We start from the raw sequence: 19,169 nt of genomic DNA, 5'->3' as shown, positions 1-19,169 counted from the left end.
CTCTGCAGTGTCTCAATTAAAAGGAGAAACCCAAAATGAAGACCGAAGATGTAAGTCCGAATTTAGGTAATTTTGTAAATTCAATAAGAGATATCGGCTATTCGACGGAGGTTGCAGTAGCTGACATTTTGGATAATAGCATTGCTGCAAAAGCAAAAAACATTAAATTGCGGATTGTCTCAGAGCCTGAATTAGTATTAAGCATTTTGGATGATGGTATGGGGATGAGTCATTCGGAACTTGTAGAAGCTATGCGATTAGCTACAAAAAATCCTGATGCAAAGCGCGAGAAAACGGATTTGGGCAGATTCGGCCTTGGACTTAAAACGGCCTCCTTTTCGCAGTGCAAGCGATTGACGGTTATTTCCAAGAAAGATGGCAACATCTCAGCAAGACAGTGGGATTTAGATTTTCTGGCAAAGAAGAATCAGTGGTTACTGATTACCCCGGAAACGGATGAAATTGAAAAAATGCCTCTGTACGAACAGCTTGTCAATCAAAATCAAGGAACATTAGTAGTTTGGCAACAAATCGACGGTTTTAACAAAATATCAATTACGGATTCGATTGATCTACTTAGAAAGCATTTGGCCCTTGTTTTCCATCGATTTATGGAAGGTATTATTGGAGTTCCGAAACTATCTATTTCCATAAACGAAAGTGCATTGAAACCATTCGACCCCTTTAACATGAATCATCCAGCAACACAGCAACTTTCCACTGAGAAAATTAAGCTGTATGGTGGAACCGTTCAGATCCAGCCATACATCTTACCGCATCACTCCAAAGTAACTCAACAGGAGTATGAGCAGTACGCCACTGCGGAAGGTTATACAAAGTCGCAGGGCTTCTATTTATACCGTGCGAATCGTTTAATGATATATGGAACATGGTGGGGACTTCATAGAGCCATTGATGCTCATAAACTAGTAAGAATAAAAATCGATGTGCCAAATGATCAGGATAGGTATTGGGGCATCGATATAAAGAAATCGTCAGCGAATCCTACTACGGAAATCAAAGCTGATCTTAAAAGAGTTATTAGACAAGTAACTGAAGTCGGATCAAGACCATATTCAGGCAGAGGCCGAAAAATCGAAGACAAATTAACCACAAGGTTTTGGGAGTTAGCTCTCAATAACGGTGAAATTCAGTTCACTTTGAATGCTGACCATCCACTTCTGGAACAATTGTTAGCAAAGCTCGATGATCAACAAAAAGAGTTACTTCAGATATATTTAAAGGGACTTCAAGCTTATCTGCCATTGGATGCAATTCAAGCCCAGCTGCAACAGAATCCAAACTTAGTTAATCAAAGATCAATGTTGAGTAACGAGGAATTGATTACAATCGCAGAAAAGCTCAAGTCAGTGAATATAGACAACCACTTTATTGAGAGTTTACTTAAAACAGAGTTATTTAAAAACAATAAGGAGTTGTTGATCATTGGAAGCAAATAGCTATCAACATATAAAAGACTTTATCAATACTAAATTGGCCAATGCACCTGGCGTATTGCCATTAAATAAAATAAACGAAGAAGTAACAAACACAAGGGAATTGTTGACACAGTTAGGTCCTCAGCTTTTCGCTAAAATTCTATCTGTACCTGCAATATCTGCTTTAACAGATGAGGACTGGGACCGGATGAAGAGAGAGCTGGAGACACATTTCAATGTTGAGATGGAAAATGGAATTCTAATTCAAGGTGAGGATCAGCAACAAAGAGATAATATCTGGTGGACAAGCAAAGAGAAACAGGAAAATGAGGGTTATTACTGGCATAAGTACAGTGATTTTCTGAAAAAATCCCTCCCCCCTGAAGTCATCAAAACTATTGACGAAGATTCTGACATGGTGATGGACAATATAGAAGATCCGGTAGCGGGACAGTTTTTTTCCAGGTACGGCATGGTGGTAGGTCACGTGCAATCAGGGAAAACAGCGAATTATTCCGCGTTAATTTGCAAAGCTGCGGACGCTGGCTATAAGTTTATTGTGGTTATTGCTGGCGGCATAAATAACCTTAGAAATCAAACCCAAGATAGAATGAATGAAGCATTTGTTGGTGCAAACAAGGGGATCCCGATAGGTGTTGGGAAACTTGGCGGCTTCCAGATGTCCAGGATGCCCGTCAGCTTAACAACGTCTGAGCAAGATTTTAATAAACAGGATGCCAACAAAAGCGCACAAGGGATGAACTTTGATAATATCAAAAGCCCAGTAATCATGGTTATTAAGAAAAATTCCAACACGCTTAAAAATGTAATCGATTGGTTGGAGGCACAATATAAAAATCAAACCATCTCAAAACATGCGATGCTAATGATTGATGATGAATCAGATTATGCATCTATAAATACTAAAGAAGAAGATGATCCTACAATCATTAATAAGAGACTTCGGAAACTACTGAGTCTCTTTCACAAAAGCGCTTATGTAGCTTTTACAGCTACGCCTTATGCTAATATTTTTATTGATCATAAAGCGACAACTGACGGCTTAGGAGACGATTTGTTTCCTAAGGATTTCATATATGCACTAAAGCCCCCTTCAAACTATTTTGGGGCAAGAAAGATTTTTCTAGACACTAACAATAAACACCTTGTACCTATTAATGACAATGAAAAATACTTACCGGTAACGCATAAAATTCATTCAGATTTGCCAGCATTACCAGAGAGCCTATATGATGCCATACGACTGTTTATTCTTAATGTCGGAATTAGATACTTAAGAGGCCAAGGCAATAAGCATAATAGTATGATGGTTCATGCAACAAGGTTTACAGCGATGCATAAGAAGATTTGTATCCATGTCGAAAACTACTTTAGTGAAATTAAAAAACATATATTAGCATACGGGAAGCTAAAAGATGCTAAGACTCAGAGCGAACATATTAAAGCATTGTTTGATACCTTTACCGATAAACACAAAGAGCTTGAATTTAGCTGGTTAAAGGTACTTGATGCGATCTGCAACATCATAAATACAATTATTATTAGGGAGTCACATTCTGGAACGAAAATACCATTAGAATACCGTAAGGACAGTGTGACAAATGCAATTGTTGTCGGTGGAACTAGCCTATCGAGAGGATTCACTTTAGAAGGCTTAAGTGTAAGCTACTTCCTTAGAAGTACTGTATTCTATGATACGTTAATGCAAATGGGCAGATGGTTTGGGTACCGAACTGATTATGAAGATATTTGCAGAATATACATGTCTAAAGAGATGATCGAGAATTTTCGGCTTATTATTGAGGCTACAGAAGATTTATTCGACAACTTTGACAGAATGGCTGAAGCGAAAATGACACCGAATGATTTTGGATTATCAGTCAAACATCATCCGGACAGCGGGTTACAGGTTACGGCAAGGAATAAAATGAAAAGCAGCCAGGATCTATACTTTGAAATGAAACTAGACGGCCATGCGAAAGAGACTAGTTGGATTTTTAAAGATGTAGAGATCAACCTTCAAAATGAAGCATTAATACATCAGACTGTTAAGAAGTTAGAAACAATAACCGGAATTTATCGTGATAAATTAAACAATAGTTACGTATGGAAGGATATCCAGAAGGATGTTGTCATTGCATTTCTTCAGAAGTTTAAAGTATACACTGAAGATCAATTTGGGCTAAAAACTAGAATGCCAATTGATTTTGTCATGAAATACGCGCAAGAAATTGATACCAACTGGGACATTGCTTTATACAGCGGAAGCAGCGAAAAGGACATTTCTATTGATAATGATGTCATGATAAAACCCGAGACAAGAAATGTAACCACAAAGGGCGGTTACTATGAAGTTCAAAACAGGCAAGTATCTTCCGGGAGCGCTGAGTCTATTGCCTTCTCGGAGAGCGAGCGAAAAGATTTAGGAAGCAAGCGTAAAGATATTAGAGAAAAAATGAAGAGGCCTTTGCTCATGCTTCATCTGCTTGAAGCAAAAGAAAATGATAAAAAAATTGACTATTTATTACCTGCCTTTGGTGTGAGCTTTCCAGGCGGAATAAAAAGTGCCAATAAAACTATTAAATTAAAAATCAACTCTGTGTATATCCAGAATCTATTGGCTGAGGAGTCTTCCGATGACTGAAGTTATTAACCCGTGGGCTAAAATGGGCTTATCATCACAAAGACGTGTTATTGCTGAGTCCCCTCATGATATTTATTGGGTAACAGACTTAGTCGGAAAATATGGATTTCTAATTGTGACTAAAAATTTCACGATCATTAATACACACAAAATAAATTTAAAAGGTATAACCTTACTCAAAAGAAATCCGATGTCTCAGCAAAATGAATTAATCTTAATCCTAAATAACAATGAGGATTGGGAGATATTTCATAAACTGTGTAATGATTTTATTGATGTTATCGTTCGACATATTGATCAAAACAAAATGATCAGCGCTGTGGAGGCTCGATTTAAACGCTGGCAACATTTATTGCAACAGCCACAGGCATCTTTTTCATATGAGCAGCAAATGGGATTGTTTGCTGAACTATTATGTTTGAAAGATATTGTAATGGTTCAAACAAACAGCTTATCTGACGCCATTGTGTCATGGGGAGGGCCTGATTTTGAAAGACAAGACTTTCTTTTAAGTGATGCAGTAATTGAAGTGAAATCCTATCGCACATCAAGCGGCGAAGCTGTGAAAATATCATCAGCACATCAATTGTATTGTGAGAAAGATCCTTTTTACTTGTTATCCTACGCGCTCACAAACACACAAAATGGTAAGTCCGTTGAAGATATATCTCGTGAGATAAAGAAAACATTACTTACCGATTCTGTGGAGCTTGCAGAACGATTTGAGGAAAAGCTGTTTCAATATGGTTACGTTCCGGAACTAATAAATGAGCCTCTGCAACGATTTATCGTTGACCGAATTAAGGCCTATGAAATTAAAGAAGGTTTTCCGAGAATTGTACCCATTGACTTAAAGCTTCCGATTACAGCAGTAAAATACACTATTGATTTATCACAATGCAGTGTATTTGAAGTCAATATTAAGAATTTTGGGCAAGGAGTCGAATCAATATGATTGAATTAAAAGAATTCCATCAAGATTTCTTGCAGTCCATTTTATCCGATGCGGAAGGCAGAGGGTTATTAAAACCCCAAGCTTTTTTTGAAAATGTATGCGAAGAATTGGTCAGCAGCGGGGATTTATCCGTTAACTATACTTCGGCAGAATACAGCAAGACTGGAATCGAGATCCATGGATACGATTATGATGAAGAACGGAAAATAGTAACTTTATTAGTCCATCAATTTTTTCAAGACGACGAGATCAACACCCTTACTAAGAGCCAGATTGATACCAAGTTTAGTCGACTAAAATCTTATTTTTCAAAATGCATGAATGGGTTATATCATCAACTCGAAGAAACTTCGGATGCGTACTCTATGTCCTACATGATTTACAATTACTTCATCAATAAACAGATTAACAAGATTCGATTTATTATTTTAACTGATGGCAGGGCCACCAAAAACCTCAAGGATATCCCACAAGAAACGATCTCCGATATTAAGGCGGAATTTCGTGTGATTGATATAGAGTACATCTATAAAATCTATCTTGCAGAGTATACTGGAGAAGACTTTGAAGTTTTTGTAGATTTGCCTTTCCTGGAGATCCCGACTACGTCAGAAAAATATCAATCATATCTTACTTTCATAAACGGAGACACATTAGTTCAGATCTATGAGAAGTTTGGTCAGAAACTGTTCGAACAAAATGTAAGAACCTTCTTACAGTTCAAAGGAAGTGTCAACAGAGGAATTCGAAACACGATTGAGTACTCTCCTGAAATGTTTTTTGCATATAACAACGGCATCACTGCCACTGCTTCCGATATTGAAATAGATGATAATGGTCATATTAAAAAAATGTATAATTTTCAAGTTGTTAATGGCGGGCAGACTACGTCGTCAATTTATGCAGCAAAGAAAAATTCTAATATTGATGTTTCGAAAGTATCAGTTCAAGTGAAGTTGTCGGTCGTAAAAGACAACGATAAGCAAAGCAGCTATGTTTCAAAGATTTCAGAATATGCAAATACACAAAATAAGGTTAATAAATCAGACTTCTTTTCTAATAGTCCATTCCACAAAGAGATGAAAACTTACTCTAAAAGAGTTTGGGCTCCTGCTGTAGGCGGGGCCCAGCGTAGAACGCATTGGTTTTATGAGCGTGTACGAGGAGAATACTTAAATGAGCAAGCCTATCTTTCTAATTCAGAAAAATTAAAGTTTCAATTAGAGAATCCTAAGTCGCAGTTACTGGATAAAACATTTCTATCAAAAAGCGAGAATTCATGGCTCCAAAAGCCTGAAATTGTTTCAAGAGGGGCGCAGTACAGTTTTTCGGCATTTGCCGATTATATCACTGAATGGCTTGAGAAAGATGAACTAGCGATTACCGAAAGTTACTTTCGGGATGCAGTTGCTAGAGTAATTCTGTTTAGAGCTGTAGAGAGGTTGGTATCTCAAGCGTCTTGGTATGACAATGGCTTTCGAGCTCAAACGGTAACCTATACTATTGCCTATTTATCTTTTATTACGTCTAAAACAGGGCAATATTTAAAGTTCGATAAAATATGGGAAGAGCAAAAATTACCTGATAGCCTAGAGAAACTTATTAGTGAAATAGCAAAAGCTGTTTATGAAGTAATAACGGATCCACCTGCCGGGTCGGCTAACGCGGCACAGTATTGCAAACGATCAGATTGTTGGAAGGCAGTAAAACAAATCAAACTTGATGAGTTGTATATAGAGGAAGATTTGCTTAGTAACAAAGAAGATGAAAAAATAATTAAACGGGAAGTGAAAAAAGAGAAAAAACTGGACAGCGGCATTGAGATTCAAAGTTTCGTAGTTAGTCAACCAATTGAATTATGGCAAAGATTATTTGAATACTACATGAAAACTGAAAATAGATCAGGAATCACTTTGACTCAGTTAGATATTCTTAAAAGTATGGCACAAGCTAAAATTGCTCTGCCATCAGAGAAACAAAGTAAACTTCTATATCAGTTATACGAAAGAGCAGAAAACGAAGGAGCAATCGCGTAGTAATATTTCTGGGCTAAGTTCAAATAAATCCAAAAGAGGAGCGTCTAGGGGAACATGAGAGCAAAACTAGATCCACTACCTTATAAATTTTTAAGAAAACAATCTATTATTAATGACTTACCCGTCGGATGTAGGCTTCCCCAAAGCTCGTCGATTGTTTTTGCCACTTAGGAGGGAACAAACATTTCCTTCATGTAATCGATTTCCGAAGCAATCATATGATTGGTTGTAAATCTAGATGCAGATTATTGGGAGAGGTTAAAAAGCGTTGCCAAACAAAATAAAATAGCTTGGTACCTAAGCGACAAATTAACTGAAGAAGGTTGTGTCTTGCAGGCTGTCGAATTTAAAGATTAAAACTTTTTGAAAGGAAGGAATACCTGTATATGTTCCTTTGTGAATGCGGTGGCGTACTCTTAATAAAAAGCGTGGGCAAATACCCAGAAGGATCAAACTCGAACGAAAAAATGGAATATATGCGTACCTGCACGGTTGAATGTGTTGATTGTAAAAAGGTCTTTGAAAATCAAAAATATGATTAAATGAAAATAAGGAACTTTGCTTGCTATATGTAAGCAAAGTTCCTTATTTTCAGGAGATGATATTTCTTTATGGAAACTCTTAAACTTACCATCCTCATTTTTTAACCAAGTTATAACCCTATCGGAAGAAGAACCATAACGTGATATACTAATGGTTATTAGTTCGAAGGAGGGTGACAATAAATGTATCGTGTTCAATCACTTGATTATGCCACTATTAACAATTTAATCATTCCACTATTGTTTTTAGACATTGAAGACACGATGGATATAATTGATCACGTATGCGTAAGAAACGTTCATAAAGCATAAATCCACGGAATGTGAGCCCACCAGACCTAACCACGTTCTGATTAACCACGATCGGCAAAGCCAACTCCTTGGTATTATCTTAACCATTCATTTGCAACATCCTACACTCTTCGAGATGCAACTACTTAGCTCAAGATCGAAGCCTCTGTCAAAAGAATAGTGCTTTAAAATAGGGGTAGTAGAACCATGTCAGGAACGCTTATTAGATTGCTGTATAGGCGGCTGCTAGCTGGTCTAAACTGCGGGGAATCCGATCATGATGCATCGGAGCAAGTGGATCGTACGGGAGAAGATTTTTTTCAGTGGAATAAAATACGTAACTAGGGAAGTAAACTCCTCGTTGCGTATTATAGTTAATAATATATCTAAATTTTGTATCATAGGAGGATATATGCTCCCTATTTCAAAGACGGATGTAAAAAACCTTGTCAAGGAATTAAAATTGGCAATGAAGCAAAGAGATACTCTTCTTTTATACATTTTAGATAAATATAATGCTGAAAATAACGTTTATTTCCATAGGGTTTTTTTACATAGCGGTTTTGTAATGGGACTCGATATTGAAGATATTTCTTATCTTAAAGATCGTTTACACAATGCTACATGTATTCCTGAGAGAATAATAGATGATTGGAGTTTTATCTTTCATATAGTTCAAAAAAAAAGGTCTTATGAACTGGCTTTAAACGCGTTGCTGCAGAAGAAGGTTCAAGTTAGTGTGGTGAGCTTGTTTGAAAATTTAGGGAAGCTGGAAAAGATGGCTAAGAACTCTTTTAGTCCTGACGGAAGTGTGGCTACAAAGGCAATAGCAACCTCTCAATATAATCACATATTAGACTGTATTCCAGATATTATTCAATTCATTAACGATAATAATATACCATTAGGGGGAAAGTCATCCCAAGATATAGTCTCAGAAATATATAAAATAATTAGTTATAAGAATTCTATTGTAAACTTTCTTATCTGTACTTGTGCTGAACGCTACGAAATTGGAATCGTTGAGAATGTAAAACTTGATGGTGGTGTATTATATGACAAATGTTATATAGCGAACAACAAACCCATGTATTGGCCATATTTAGAGTTATATAGAGATTTAAATAATTCATGGTTCTATGGTCATTTCACACCTGAAGAGAAAGATAGACATCTATATGATAGCGGTGTTGCATCAGAATATCATATAGGATTTGAAAAGTTACTGCATATAGATTGGAAGTATTCAAATATTTATATGACAGCACTTTATAAACGAAAATCATTAGACTTACTAGAATTAATATATGGAAACGAAGAAACTACTTTTATATACCGAAATAAACTGTGGAGTATCAAAGATTTAGCAAATTGTATTTCTAGTATCCGTGAATACGCACTCACACTTGAAGAGAACGAATGCAATTCATTAGTTATAGGTGAAAATCAATTGCTTAAAAAATTAAATTTACCAAAGGAATTTAGTGCTCTTCTTGAATTAATCTCATATGAGATACAATCAAATATTTCCTCACATTTGATTAATTATAAACCTTTGATTAGGAAGGGCAAAGTGTATATTCTTGTACCTTCATGGATAGATAATGTAGAAATTATCCGTGTGATTGATAAGATATTATCAGATGAAATGATAAAAAAAACTGTTCTTGTTGAAAAGGGAATAACATTCGAACAAATTATTGAAGATTTCTTTCGTAGCGAAACGATTCCCTTTTATAAATTAGAAAGAAATGATCGGAAAAATATTCCTGAGATTGATGGGCTCTTTCTTATAGATGATTATTTATTTTTATTTGAAGCAAAGGCAACAATTAAACCATCAAATACAATAGAAGCGTACAATTTTTTGCACGATAAACTCATAGATGCACAACAACAATTGAATGTTAGAATGGATTTATTAAAATCGGCGGATTTTATAAATGTATTGGAACTAAAGACAAAGGTGTCAATAAAAGATAAGAGAATATTTCCTTTTATAGTTTTAAATCATCCATATTTTAATGGCTATAAGGAACTTAATCAGTTAGACGAGTTTGAAGGAATGCATTATCCAATAATTGATTTCATGACTTTAAAAACTATTATAAAAAATAAACGATTGCCTGTTTGGGAGTATAGAAACCGTGTGAATCGTTATAAACGAAGAGTTGCTGAGTGGAACAATGGATTTGAACTTGCAATGTATTTAACAAATCAATTTCACGGATTTGTTAATATCGAAAAACCGACATACCAAATACTCGATGACCAAATAATGTTTCGCATTATCAAACCGTTCTCTCTTATTAGAGAGGATTAGCAAAAGTGCTCGTGGGTAATTGTGTCAGATTAAAGCGAAGCTACCTCAGCAATGCATGACGATTACGACTGATGACGGCGAGCAGTTGAAGGGGACGGTCGAGGCATTGACGGAATGGACGGTTACGCTATGACAGCCAAACGGGATCATGTACGTTCCGGTCGAGGAGATCTAGGAAATCCATCAGACAACCTCGGAGGAGCAACAACAACAGCAACAGCAACAGCAACAGCAACAGCAACAGGATATCAAACAGTTGACGGAGACGGAGATGTCGGAACTGCTGAAGGCGCTCAGTATGAACGCGGCGGCGCCTTCGGAGAAAAGAACGCGAAGATTAATCCCCTATTACTAGAACTATGGAATGGTTGTGTTTGAAAAGGTTTAATGTAAACATGAAGTGGTTGATGTAATTATGATTAATCGAGCTTAAAAGACGGAGTTGACCCCCATTGTAGCGCTGGTTGTAGTGAGAGAAGCAACGTCTGTTGTTGATGTAAAATTGATGTAAAACATCAACAGATGCCATCGGATTGCAGCCAAACAAATCTGAGTTCAATTGGGAAAAAAGGCGTCAAATCAAGGACTCTGCGGCTTCCAACAGACTATATCCGAAGCTAACATGTTTCCGCATACGGTGCATGTGGAGTGCTACGTGTTTCTTAAATAGTTTATTGGTGCCACATTCACCAATCCTCAGAAGCCCAGGCGTATTCAACGCTTGGGCTTTTGTTATACAAATTGGCATATGGGTGAGGTTCATTACATCGAGTTCTTTTACGATTTAGAGGATTCATGGTTCTTTAGATTACGAATCTCCTGACCGATCGAGGAAATGCACTACAAACATCGCAACTAAAATACACTTATCAAGTGCCCACTTTCTTAACAGTGGCCCCGTTCTCATTAAGACAATATTGCCCTCGTAAAGGAGAAGATTACCTTATAGGAACTCAATTGCAACAGACGTATGATAAGACTAGTCCACAATAGGCAGAGGTTCATTCTGAAAAATGATGACAGGATTTAAAAAGGAGTAAGATTACGTTATTTGCACGTACGCTTATCGCTTTTTGAATCCTGTTATTTTTTTGCCCGTGAATACCTTAACACCAGATCGATTGTGGACGGATGCACTTATACCAGATTAGGCACAGTGAATAGGAGAGGTGATGCGGCAGCGAACATAAAAGCGAGAAAGTGTTGTCAGACCACACTTTGCGAAACTTGGGATCCTGATGGGATGGGGGTAAATGTCTTGCTGGACCCCACATCAATACCCATACGTTAATAAATAGGTTAGATATGGAGGGACGTTTAAGAATGATAAAAAGACGTATATTAGTCTATTTCCTTATGACAGCGATGCTATTAAATTGGTTTTCGATTCCTACGACAGTCAGCGCGGCATGGGGAGATGCCGTAAATCTGTTGACCGTAAATGCAGGCGCAGATGGGAATACGGCGACAGAAACCATTGCACCGGACGGTCAGACCGCGTGGAGCTTAAACACCGGAACCTCAAAGAACGGGGGGCCGTGGGATAACCTCTTCACGCCGAGCGTGACGTCACATCCGGATCTATCAGCTTATAGAGACGGCTACTTCGTATTCGAGATGTACGTTCCTAATGAGGGCTTCAAGAATATGCAAGGAAATAACTGGCTCGTCATTGTGAGCGACGGAAAAAATGACTTTAACACCAACTCTCGTCTCCAGCTTAATTTAAGCGGGGTAACAGTTGCAGCAGTAGGCACATGGGCGACAGTCTATACGAAGCTATCGTCGTCAAGTGCCGTAGCCGGGAATTTCGATGATGCCTGGCTAAACCAGGTAAATAGACTGGCCATGCATCTGCAATGGGGCACGAGTGTCCCTAATACCAGCGTTTTCATGAAAAACCCGCGTTTCCAGAAGAGTACGTTAGGAGTCCCGGTTTCACAATCAACGGTCCCCGCGCTTGACGTAGCAACAAAAACGGTAACAGCGAACGCACCGGCTAGCGGGCAAGCAGTGGAGTTCGCAATAAGCGATAATGGAAACGCTCCTGCATCCGGTTGGGTAGATGGAATGAATAACGGTGGTGTGTATACTTATCAATTTGACACCTTACCTTCAGCAGACACCTACTATGTATTCGCACGCTCGAAAGCAGATAGCAGCTACAACTACAGCGGCGCATCTTCAAGAATTACCGTAACCTCTATTAACGAACAAACATTGGTAAATGAAGCAGCGGCGTCTCTGACATGGGATGCGATTAAAGGTAGTAATACTTTGAATAACGATGTGAAATCGCAACTTAATCTTCCGACAGCTATAGGAACAACTAACGTAGCGTGGTCTTCGGACAATGCAGCAATAAGCAACACTGGAAGCGTCAATCGTTTATTGAACAGAGAAGTAGACAAAACCGTAATACTCACGGCGACAATAACCAAAGGTGCTGCAAGTGCTACGCAAACGTTTACTTTGACGGTGAGAGCTGTGCCGTCGGCGGTAAATGCTCAAGCTGCGACGTTTTTTCCGAATAGCAATGAGGGAACGAACGCGACTGCACCGGACGGAAACAACGCGTTTAAGTTGGGAGCCGGAAGGATTGGCGCGGGGGCTGAACGGATTTGGGATGCCCGCTTTATTAGCAGCAGCGGCAATCAGAATGTATTAGGTTATGCGGATCAATATTTCGTTTTTGATATGTATGTTACGCATACAGATCTTCTGAATCTCAGTGGCAACAACTGGATTGCCATAGCGGCTGGCGGTAATAGTGTTGACACCAACTCGCGGCTTAACCTTAACGTTAACGAGATTAGAAGCGGACATGTTAATGAATGGATTACGGTATATGCGAAACTATCAGCAGCCAATTCTCCTAATGGGTTCAATCCCGTTAATTTGGACACGGTACAAGCAGGAAGGTTGCAAATGCAATGGGCTGCTGTGCCCCAAGGCGACATCTATATCAAGAACCCGCGTTTCCAGAATACCGTGGATTCGCCGAAACCGATTGCCACAGCAATTGAAACAACCGACAACGTTACGTTATCGGCGACAGCGCCATCAAACGGTCAGGCTGTTCAGTTCGCAATCAACACCTCTGGTAACGCTCCTGCAGTCGGCGATTGGACGACGGGTACGCTCAATGCAGGCGTGTATACGGCGACATTTACAAAGCCAACGGGCAACACCTATTATACATTCGCACGCACGGCTCAAAATACGCAATATCCTTTCGCAGGAACGCATACTAGAGTGAAAGTGGAGCATCTTGACGACACGCAAGCCATAACAGACGCGGCAAATCATCTGACATGGGACGCGATCAGGAATGCGAACGCGATTCAATCCGAAGTAAGAACCGGGCTGACGCTTCCGACAACGGGTACGAACGATACGGCTATAGCGTGGTCGGCTGCACCGGCAGGTGTCATAAATACCTTAACTGGCGCGGTAACTCGCGACCCTGTCGCAGACATGGCAGTAACCCTTACTGCGACAATAAGCAAAGGTAGCGCAACACCTGTTCATGTAGCTTTTAACTTGACAGTATCCAGTACGGCTAATGAGCTTGCTGAAGTGTTCATTGACTTGAACAATCCCGACACCTTTGTTCAATCCGTCAACAAACTTCAAGGGAGCGGCATAGGCATCAGCCTCGAAGGAGACAGTGTCCCAGTGGCGGTCGCACCGCAAAGCGGTGTAGGCGCTGCGAAGGTTGGCGACTTTATGTACGTCATCGTAAACGACCCTCGACTTGCACAAGTAAACAAGGTCGAATTAACGGTCACATACTGGAGGCCGAGCGCAACCGGCGGTATTGCGTTACATTACAACACGATATATCCTGGCAGTTTCTCCGGATTTGATGCGTATCGATCAGCGAGCCTTCCGGCGGCAGGAAGCGGCAGCACGTGGGTAACGTCCAAAGTTGTGCTTAACGGAGCTAATTTTGCAATAGGTGCACAGAATCAAGGTGCGCATTTCCGTTTCGCAACGGCAGGAGCAATCATTCAGAGCATGCGCGTAACCGAAATTCCGCCAACGGATGCAGAAGCGGTACAGCTTGCTTCGGACGCGTTGATCTGGGACATGATCAAGGGCACGAATACCAGACAGGATCTGGTTGAAGCAGGCTTGACTCTTACTACGACGGGTTCGGCGAGAACGAACATTGCGTGGACGTCCACTAATAACACGGTTATAAACAGCAACACCGGCGCAGTAGTTCGTCAAGAAGCCAATGCAGCCGTAACCCTCACGGCGACCATAAGCAAAGGCGCGGCAGTGGTTGCCAAAACATTTAATATCGTCGTTCGCGGGACAGGTGCCGGAACCGACGAGGCTGCAGTAGAGAATATGTTGAACAAGCTGACATGGGATGCAATCAAAGGCGTGAATGCTTCTGAGTCTAATGTGACGACGAACTTGGTTCTTCCGTCAATGGGCGAGAATATGACGGATATTACATGGGAGACATCCGCTGCCAACCTCATAACCGCTGCAGGCATGATCCCGACAAACCGTCCGGACGACGGCGGTGAAGTAACGATTACCGCGACGGTTACAAGAGGTCCAGTTTCCGCTCCTGTAATCAAGAAGAAATCATTCGTACTGACAGTTCCGAATAGACATGATTACGTAAGTTACATGAGAACGGCAATTACTCAGGTACAGGGCGCGAAAGATTGGGCGATCTCTGACTACAACGTACTTGCTTTCGGTGCAATAACCGATGAGATGGCACAAAATGAAGGCATCGTTAATCCAGATAACAGAGAGGCTTTCCAAGCGGCGATTGACGCGGCTTATACTGATGGCGGCGGCGTTGTCTATATTCCGGCTGGAACTTATGCGTTCCGTACGGAATCTACCGGCACAATAAGCGTTAAGAGCACGACCGGCAATACAACCTACGAATATAAACAAGTTTTAAAATTGCCGGCAGGCGTACAGCTCCGCGGCGAATGGGATAACCCGGATGCGGATAATTATGATGGTAAAATCGACGGAACCATTCTCGCGGTATATGCCGGCAAAAATTCCGCCAATTATGACACGTATGTCGACTCTGACGAGAGAGAAAATCAGACAGGCGGCAAAAAAGTAGCGAATGTGTCCGATAGATTTATAGACATGGAACAAGGCACAGGTGTAACTAACGTCTCGGTATGGTATCCAGAACAGGATATTACTGCTGAAACCGTTGTTGAGAAGAGGGACGACAACGGTCAGAAGACAGGGGAACTCGAGACTATTCATGGAATTCCGTATCCGTGGACGTTCTATCAGAGAACCGGAAACAGCGTGACGCTGGATAACGTTACTCTTGTCAATGCTTGGGGAGGCTTCATCTCGCTGCCGAGCGAAATGCATTATGTGCTGAACAGCAAGATGACGGCTCTCTACAAAGGAATCGTGGTTCACACATGTACAGATATCGGACGGATCGAGAACGTTAATATTGATCCGAACTATTGGGCGAATTCAGGGCTTAGCGGCGCTCCGACGCTATCGGCTGCGAAAGCGTACACAAGAGCGAACGCTACCGGATTTATGATGCATCGTTCCGACTGGGAATATGTCTCTGGTTTAAATGTCACCGGGTATAAGACGGGGATGTGGATCGGAAGAGAACCTGGCGGCGACGAATCTCCGAACGCGCAGTTCTACGGATTAAAGATCGAAGACAGTCAAACGGGCATCTATATTGACAACGCTAACGGTTTCGGACTGCTGATCTCGAATTCGGAATTTGGCGGCGACACTGCAGCATATGTCAACGAACGCTTCAACACTTCGGTTCAGTTCAACGGAGTTGCATTCCAAGGTCCGATTGTAAGCAACGCCAGAGGCGGAGTGATATCGTTTGAGGATTGTACCTTCGACGAATATGACAATTTCGCGCTGAACTTCCTCAATCGAGGCAACGCATTAGTCAGTCAGAGCAACTTCAAACAAGCAGACAAACATGCAAATCTCGGAACAGACTTCGGAACTTTTAAATCGGTAAATTCCGGTTATAACCTTAACATCGAGAGCGCTAACCTTGCCGCCCACATCGATAACCTTAAACTCGACGTTAAGGGTGGCGGTAATGACACCTCGGTACAGATCGTGAATGACATCGATTATCTGTTTGAACCGATTCCGAAGGATGTCAAAACAGATATTGACGTACACCCGAGACCGACATCAAGCGCAGTGCTCAGACTTGACTTTCCGCGTTCTTTAACAAGTAACGTGCCGACTGTGGATATAGCTGCAGAATTGCAAATCGCACTAAACTATATTAAAGCTAATCACGGCGGCGGCACTGTATACTTGCCAGGCGGAAGATATAGACTGGATAATCCTGTTATCGTTCCCGAAGGTGTTGAACTTAGAGGAACATGGGACGTACAGCACCATACGCAAGGCGGCGGCACGGCGATCTTTACAACTTACACCGGCGGCGCTCAAGGGGAAAATGGAAGCTCTCTCATTCAGCTTAAAGCAAACGCAGGTCTCAGAGGACTTAACATTACGCAAGCGAATCTAACGAACGTTAACCTCAACGATCCTGACCAAACGCTAAAAACGCCGTTCTTGGTACAGGGTCAAGGTGCAGGGGTATATGCAATCAACATAACGATCCCGATCGGGGATAAAGGCATTGACCTTGCTTCCTATCGAACCGACGGTCACTATGTCGATTATTTAGGCGGCACGCTCCTAAGAGCAGGCATCTGGGTCGGCGGAGGCGGAGAAGGCGGATTTATCAGAAATATGCAACTCAATCCGCATTACGCTTTGAGACTTCCGGGAGGTCAAGGCTATACGGCACCAACAGGCGATGTGTACGGATTCGTACAGAGATACCTAAGTGCGCTCAAATTCTCCGATGTGGAAGACGAGACGATTTTCAACAATTTCGTTTATGGTTCGGTATACGGCGTACACTTCCTGAAGAGAGACTTGGGGAACGGCCAATTCGCATACCCGGGAAAATTGACGATGATCGGTCATGGCTCGGACGGATGCGCGTACTCCTTGTATGTGGAAGACGCGGACGAACACACCCAGATCATCGCGATCAACTCTGAACTGGTGAATACGAACATCGCAACGGAGCCAAACAGAGCGTATATCCGTATGGGCGATGTACCGAATACCGCCAAAATCCACCCCGACGCTGAACTTGTTCTGTACAACAGCGCGTTCTGGGGAAGCCCAAGCGTAGCGGGAGCGGTAGTCAATAACGGTATCGTTCGTATCCAGCAAGGAAACTTTACGCAGCTGCCGGCCAACAACCCGGGTATAGACGTCTACGGCGGTCAAGCGAATGTATACTCCTCTTACTTCCAACCGTCTAAGAACGGTCAGAATAATAATGTGTATGCCATGCTGCGCACGGGCGGCACATCGATCGAGCTTAGCAACAACTATTACGCATCCGGTTTGAGAAACAGCACGCCAGTCGACAATCCGTATGGCATTTACGGCTCGGATCTATTGGCGGAACCGTTTGTGTTTAGCCTTACGAATAACGGAACTAAGCAGCAATTCAGCTTCAAGTATAATGTCGGAGGAAAAACCTCTGCGCCAGGGACACTGACAATTGAATCCCCAGCGTCTTATGCTGAAGATTTTACTCCAATCCCATTTAACGCGCTTGCGGCAGGCGAATCCGTAACTGTAGATTTACCGTATTATGTTGCAGGTCTGATCACGTTCGAGCTTCAACTCGAAGACGGAAAGACATACAAATATACGGCTAAATTAGACGCATCTTACGCTGAAAAGGTAAGCTCCAACGGTCCGGGAAATCCGGCCCAAAGTGCCGCAACTCCCGCATATGTAATGAACACAAAAGATTATGTAACCGCGGGAACGTGGGATGGTCCGCAAGACCTTGGCGTAGAATCGCATTTTGCATGGGATGACAGCAATTTATACGCCTACATTGTTGTTACAGACGACGTACACTTCAATAGTCAGTCCGGAGGCAATATATGGAGAGAGGATAATTTGCAGTTAGGCATTGATTTACGCAATCCTGCAACCAACAGTACGACGCGGAATGAGTTGGGATTCACGCTCACCAATGACAACGAAGTCATCAAATGGGCTTGGACTCGTCCAACAGGCTCTAATGCACCGACTGCTCCGATCACGGACATTGTGGCAGAGATTACGAGAAATGAAGCGACTAAACAGACGATTTACAGTCTCAAAATTCCGTTTAATACCGTTCATAATAATCCTGCATCGCTACTCGCTAACGGAAGAATCGGAGTATCGGTCATGCTCAATGAATCTGACGGCCCGAATGAATCTGACAGCACCAGAGGCACATTTGAAGTTGAAAGCGGGCAATTAAAGAGTTCGGAATTATTTACAAATGTATATCTGTTAAGCGAAGGCGGATACAATGAAAGGCTTGAAGCATCGGCAGAGGCTGCCGTAACAAAGGCGCTCGAGTCTGGATCAGCTGCCGATATCGCTTTGGCTCTCAACTTTGTCACTATTCTGGCAGACGGCCAAGTTAAAACAGAGCTAATGGCGTTGCTTGCGCCTCCTGTCACGGTGATCGACGCGACGCCAACGGCTTACGTAGAAAAACTCAAAGGTAATAAAAACAACTTGACTATCGTGGTTAGAGAAAAGTATTCCGACGGTTCGTTTATCGACATCCAAAAAACATTCTCTATCCAAAACAACGCGAAAGGTACGTACGAAGTAGGCCAATATAAAGTCTATGTGGACACAAAAGGAAACACGCAAATCCGTGAAATCTATATTGTGTCTCCAAAGCCGAGCCCGCACCTGAGTTAAACCAACTGGGGCAAAATCCCTGGCGTCAAGTGATACGAATTCAGACTAAGGAAATTAGAGAAGAAGCCAGGGTTAGTTTCCTGGCTTCTTCTCCCCTTTAC

General features: G+C 41.5%; 7 protein-coding genes. All 7 read left to right on the top strand.

Annotated elements, in window-relative coordinates:
- The first annotated feature begins 35 nt into the window (after positions 1–35).
- The 7 genes from AC0YN4_RS21435 to AC0YN4_RS21405 all read left to right on the top strand — a co-directional run bounded on the left by AC0YN4_RS21435 (position 36) and on the right by AC0YN4_RS21405 (position 19,068).
- On the top strand, positions 36–1,460 hold the full coding sequence (locus AC0YN4_RS21435) for an ATP-binding protein (protein WP_475836730.1): 1,425 nt from the start codon (positions 36–38) through the stop codon (positions 1,458–1,460).
- Positions 1,447–4,104 (top strand): Z1 domain-containing protein, encoded by a 2,658-nt coding sequence (locus AC0YN4_RS21430; protein WP_475836729.1) that lies wholly within the window; start codon positions 1,447–1,449, stop codon positions 4,102–4,104. The genes AC0YN4_RS21435 and AC0YN4_RS21430 overlap by 14 nt, the downstream gene beginning before the upstream one ends.
- The gene (locus AC0YN4_RS21425) at positions 4,097–5,059 is read left to right on the top strand and encodes a PD-(D/E)XK motif protein (protein ID WP_475836728.1); all 963 of its coding nucleotides are present in this window, start codon (positions 4,097–4,099) and stop codon (positions 5,057–5,059) included. Before AC0YN4_RS21430 ends, AC0YN4_RS21425 begins: the two co-directional genes overlap by 8 nt.
- Complete coding sequence (locus tag AC0YN4_RS21420; RefSeq protein ID WP_475836727.1) at positions 5,056–7,095, top strand: AIPR family protein; 2,040 nt, start codon at positions 5,056–5,058, stop codon at positions 7,093–7,095. Before AC0YN4_RS21425 ends, AC0YN4_RS21420 begins: the two co-directional genes overlap by 4 nt.
- A 1,194-nt stretch (positions 7,096–8,289) precedes the next feature.
- A complete protein-coding gene (locus AC0YN4_RS21415) occupies positions 8,290–10,251 on the top strand; it encodes a hypothetical protein (RefSeq protein WP_475836726.1) in 1,962 nt (653 codons plus the stop codon).
- A gap of 129 nt (positions 10,252–10,380) precedes the next feature.
- On the top strand, positions 10,381–10,629 hold the full coding sequence (locus AC0YN4_RS21410; RefSeq protein WP_475836725.1) for a hypothetical protein: 249 nt from the start codon (positions 10,381–10,383) through the stop codon (positions 10,627–10,629).
- A 978-nt stretch (positions 10,630–11,607) separates the two neighbouring features.
- On the top strand, positions 11,608–19,068 hold the full coding sequence (locus AC0YN4_RS21405; RefSeq protein WP_475836724.1) for an immunoglobulin-like domain-containing protein: 7,461 nt from the start codon (positions 11,608–11,610) through the stop codon (positions 19,066–19,068).
- Positions 19,069–19,169: the final 101 nt, after the last annotated feature.

Source organism: Paenibacillus sp. J22R3 (genome assembly GCF_056269305.1).
The sequence above is the reverse complement of the archived record's forward strand: the minus strand, read 5'-3'. Positions and strand labels throughout refer to the sequence as shown.